Below are 3,887 nucleotides of genomic sequence, written 5' to 3' on the forward strand. Positions count from 1 at the left end.
GCAGGATGAGAAAGTTAGGGTGGGGGCAGCAGACAACAGCCCGGCAGGTTTGGGATTTTGTCGGGGTGTCGTGCAAGTTATGGTTTGGAAGGAAGTCTATTGATTGCAGCCCTCTCCCACAGGGAGAGAGCAGATCGGTGGCTTGCAAGCCCGTGTTACAATAAAAATCACAAACCCAACATGGAATACTGAAATATGAAAAAATTTATTATTTTGCTGCTACTGGCGGCAAATACCGCATGGCTGTCGGCAGCCGCAGAGCCCTTGCCGTCCCAAACGCAGAATGCGGGTGAAAAAACGGCTGAAACAAACGGGGAACAGGCAATCCCACCCTCTTTACGGGGAATTTTAAAAAATCCGGAAGAATGGGAAATGGATATCTATTCATTCCCTTTCGAAATCGATACATTTGTTCCGGTTTCTGCTGAAACACTGTACGCAAAAGGTTTGAATGTCAGCCATGTGCACACATCGGACAAAGCGCTTGTCGGGGCGGTTTTCAGCATTTTGAACAATATGGAATTCAAAAATTATTCCCATGAATTGCGAGAAACCAGATTTTTATTAAAATTAAAACACCGTCAGAAAAATATGGAAATCACCCTTTTGGATGAATCCAACGCGCCTGATTTTATGATTTTCCAAATTGAAAAAATCGAAAACGGGAAAGTGGAAAAGTTCCCCACCGGAATAACGTTCCAGGCCGGAGCATTGAAGCAGCTGGCCAAAAGGGCAACAGGAAAGTAAGCGTTACGGCGGCTGGTTCGACCGGAAAAGGCAGCCTGAAAAACCGTTATGGCGGTTTTCAGGCTGCCTTTTGCTGTGGTGGGCGGCTGTTTGGGCGTCTTCGGGCGGCGCATCGGTGAGCAGCCCGTAGGGGTGGTTAGGGCGAAGCCCGACAAGCATTTGCTCGCGCAGCGAGAGACCGCCCGCCATCATCAACACGGGGTTACGCGCGTTCCCCGCTAACCGCTCCTACGCGGGCTGAATGGACAACGGTGGTGGCATGGATGCCTCTACCCCTTCCCCAACCCTCCTCCGGGCCCCACGCAAAATGCATCCGCATTTTGCGTGGGAACCCGCCCGCTGCGCTTCGCTGCGGAGGAGGGGGCGTTTGGTGGTTTACATATATCTTGAGCGCTCATGTGTATGTATAACTCACAGCCCCAGCTCCCCCCAGATGCGGTCAATCTTCGTCACCGTCGCCGGGTTGGGCTGGATGGGGCGCCCCCAGTCGCGCGTGGTTTCGCCCGGCCATTTCGTGGTCGCGTCCAGCCCCATTTTGCCGCCGAGGCCACTGGTGGGGCTGGCAAAGTCGAGGTAATCAATCGGCGTGTTTTCAATCAGCAGGGTGTCGCGCACCGGGTCGGCGCGGGTGGTGAGCGCCCAGATGACGTCGCGCCAGTCGCGGCAGTTGATGTCGTCATCGACCACTATCAGGTATTTGGTGTAGCTGAACTGGCGCAGATAGCTCCAGCAGCCCAGCATGATGCGCCGTGCGTGGCCGGGGTATTCTTTTTTGATGCTGACTACGGCGATGCGGTAGGAGCAGCCTTCCGACGGCAGGTAGAAGTCGGTGATTTCGGGAAACTGTTTTTGTAACAGCGGGATATAGACTTCGTTCAAGGCGGCTGCGAGGATGGCGGGTTCGTCCGGCGGTTTGCCCAAATAGGTGCTGTGGTAGATGGCGCCGTCGCGCAGGGTGGCGCGTTCGATGGTAAACACGGGAAATTCCGCCTGGCTGTTGTAGTAGCCGGTGTGGTCGCCGTAGGGGCCTTCGGTCGCCACGTCGCCAGGGTAGATGTGGCCTTCGAGGATGATTTCCGCGCGCGCGGGCGCGTGCAGGCCGCTGGCAAGGCGCACCACTTCGCTGCGCGCGCCGCGCAGGAGTCCGGCGAAGCGGTATTCGCTCAGGGTGTCCGGGATGGGGGCGACGGCAGCGAGCAGCGTTGCCGGGTCGCAGCCGATGGCGACGGCGACGGGAAAGGGGCGGTCTGGGTGCGTCTGGCAATGGGCGCGGTAGTCGAGTGCGCCGCCGCGATGGGCGAGCCAGCGCATGATGACGCGGTTTTTGCCGACCGGCTGCTGGCGGTAGATGGCGACGTTTTGCCGGGGCAGGCGCGCGCTTTGCGTGATAACCAGCCCCCAAGTGATGAGCGGCGCGATGTCGTCCGGCCAGGCGTGCTGGATGGGCAGGCGGGCGAGGTCGATGTCGTTGCCCGTCAGCACGGTATGCGCGCAGGGCGGCGCGTCGTACACGCGCGGCGTCATGTCCCAGATGTTTTTCGCCAGCCGCACTTTGCCCAGCGCCTCGGCGAGGTTGTCCGGCGGCGCGGGTTCTTTCAAATCCGCCAGTTGGCGGCCAATCGCGCGCAGCCGCGCCGGCTCCACGCCCATGCCCAGCGCCACCCGCTCGCGCGTGCCGAACAGGTTGGCAAGGACGGGATAACCGTAGCGGCTGCCGTCGGCGCGGACGGGGTTTTCAAAAAGCAGCGCCGGGCCGCCGTTGGCGAGGACGCGGCGCGCAATTTCGGTGATTTCCAGATGCGGCGACACGGGATGATAGACGCGCTTCAGCGCGCCACGGTTTTCCAGCAGGGCGATGAAGGCGCGCAGGTCGGAACAGGATTGCATGAGTGCCTCAAGGTTTATGGTTTGCCACCATTATGCGGTGATTTATATCAACCGCATATGATGCACTGTAGAGTATTGTTCACACATGGAATAAAATCCGCGAAACCCGCTCACAGGAGGCCATCATGCCGCGAAAAATCCCCGAACTGGTCTGCCCCGCCGGCAACCTGCCCGCCCTGAAAACCGCCATTGATAACGGCGCCGATACCGTCTATCTCGGCCTGAAAGACGCCACCAACGCGCGCAACTTCCCCGGCCTCAACTTCACCCGCGACAGCGTCGCCGAAGGCATCGCTTACGCCCACGCACGCGGGCGGCAAGTGCTGATGGCCATCAACACCTTCGTCCAGGCCGGACAAATGGCGCGCTGGCAGCAGGCGGTCGATACCGCCGCCAGTCTCGGCGCCGATGCCGTTATCGTCGCCGACCCCGCCGTGCTCGCCTACGCCAGCGAAAAACACCCCGGCCTGCGCCTGCATATGTCGGTGCAAAGCTCGGCGACCAACTACGAAGCGATTAACCTGATGCAGGAGCTGTTCGGCATCCGCCGCGTCGTCCTGCCGCGCGTGCTCACCATCGAACAAGTGCAGCAGGTCATCGAAAACACCGACGTCGAAATCGAAGTCTTCGGCTTCGGCAGCCTCTGCGTCATGGTCGAAGGACGCTGCATCCTCTCCAGCTACGCCACCGGCGAATCGCCGAATATGCAGGGCGTCTGCTCGCCCGCGAAAGCCGTGCGCTGGGAAGAACACCCCGACCGCATGGACGTGCGCTTAAACGACGTCCTCATCGACCGCTACCGCCCGGACGAACCCGCCGGCTACCCGACCCTGTGCAAAGGCCGCTTTGACGTCGCGGGCGAAATCTACTACGCGCTGGAAGAACCGACCAGCCTCAACGTCATCGAAGTATTGCCCAAACTCATCGACATCGGCGTCGCCGCCATCAAAATCGAAGGCCGCCAGCGCAGCCAAATGTACAGCACGCAAGTGACGCGCACCCTGCGCGCCGCCCTCGACGCCGCCGCCAAAGAAAACTACCGCGTCGCCCCGGCATGGCAGGCGGCACTCGGCAAAGTCTCCGAAGGCAGCCAGTCAACGCTCGGCGCCTATAGCAGACCGTGGAAATAAAAAAACTGGTGGTGTCTTGAAAAGTATGCTGACAACCAGCAGAGCGACAAAACCAGCCGTTGCCAATATTCCGCCAGTTCGCCCCCTCCCTCGCAGGGTGCGTCAGCACCCGCAGCGGGCGGG

The 3,887-nt window shown here is 60.0% G+C and carries 3 protein-coding genes; 2 read left to right on the forward strand and 1 reads right to left on the reverse strand.

Translation table 11 applies throughout. The annotated features are described in order from the left end of the window. The first annotated feature begins 195 nt into the window (after positions 1-195). Positions 196-747 (forward strand): hypothetical protein, encoded by a 552-nt coding sequence (locus Q0349_RS10640; protein ID WP_298080913.1) that lies wholly within the window; start codon positions 196-198, stop codon positions 745-747. A gap of 411 nt (positions 748-1,158) precedes the next feature. On the opposite strand, the gene Q0349_RS10645 is transcribed toward Q0349_RS10640, so the two are convergent. Further along, positions 1,159-2,634 carry a UbiD family decarboxylase gene (locus Q0349_RS10645; RefSeq protein WP_298080915.1) on the reverse strand — a complete coding sequence of 492 codons (1,476 nt, stop codon included), beginning with the start codon at positions 2,632-2,634 and terminating at the stop codon, positions 1,159-1,161. Between the two features lie 125 nt (positions 2,635-2,759). Here Q0349_RS10645 and Q0349_RS10650 point away from each other — a divergent pair, with 125 nt between their 5' ends. After that, positions 2,760-3,764 carry a peptidase U32 family protein gene (locus Q0349_RS10650; protein ID WP_298080916.1) on the forward strand — a complete coding sequence of 335 codons (1,005 nt, stop codon included), beginning with the start codon at positions 2,760-2,762 and terminating at the stop codon, positions 3,762-3,764. Positions 3,765-3,887 lie beyond the last annotated feature (123 nt).

Source organism: uncultured Cardiobacterium sp. (assembly GCF_938028185.1).
Taxonomy (GTDB): domain Bacteria; phylum Pseudomonadota; class Gammaproteobacteria; order Cardiobacteriales; family Cardiobacteriaceae; genus Cardiobacterium.

Coding starts and splice junctions, on each gene's coding strand:
- Q0349_RS10640 (WP_298080913.1), top strand. CDS start 196: ATGAAAAAATTTATTATTTTGCTGCTACTGGCGGCAAATACCGCATGG.
- Q0349_RS10650 (WP_298080916.1), top strand. CDS start 2,760: ATGCCGCGAAAAATCCCCGAACTGGTCTGCCCCGCCGGCAACCTGCCC.
- Q0349_RS10645 (WP_298080915.1), bottom strand. CDS start 2,634: ATGCAATCCTGTTCCGACCTGCGCGCCTTCATCGCCCTGCTGGAAAAC.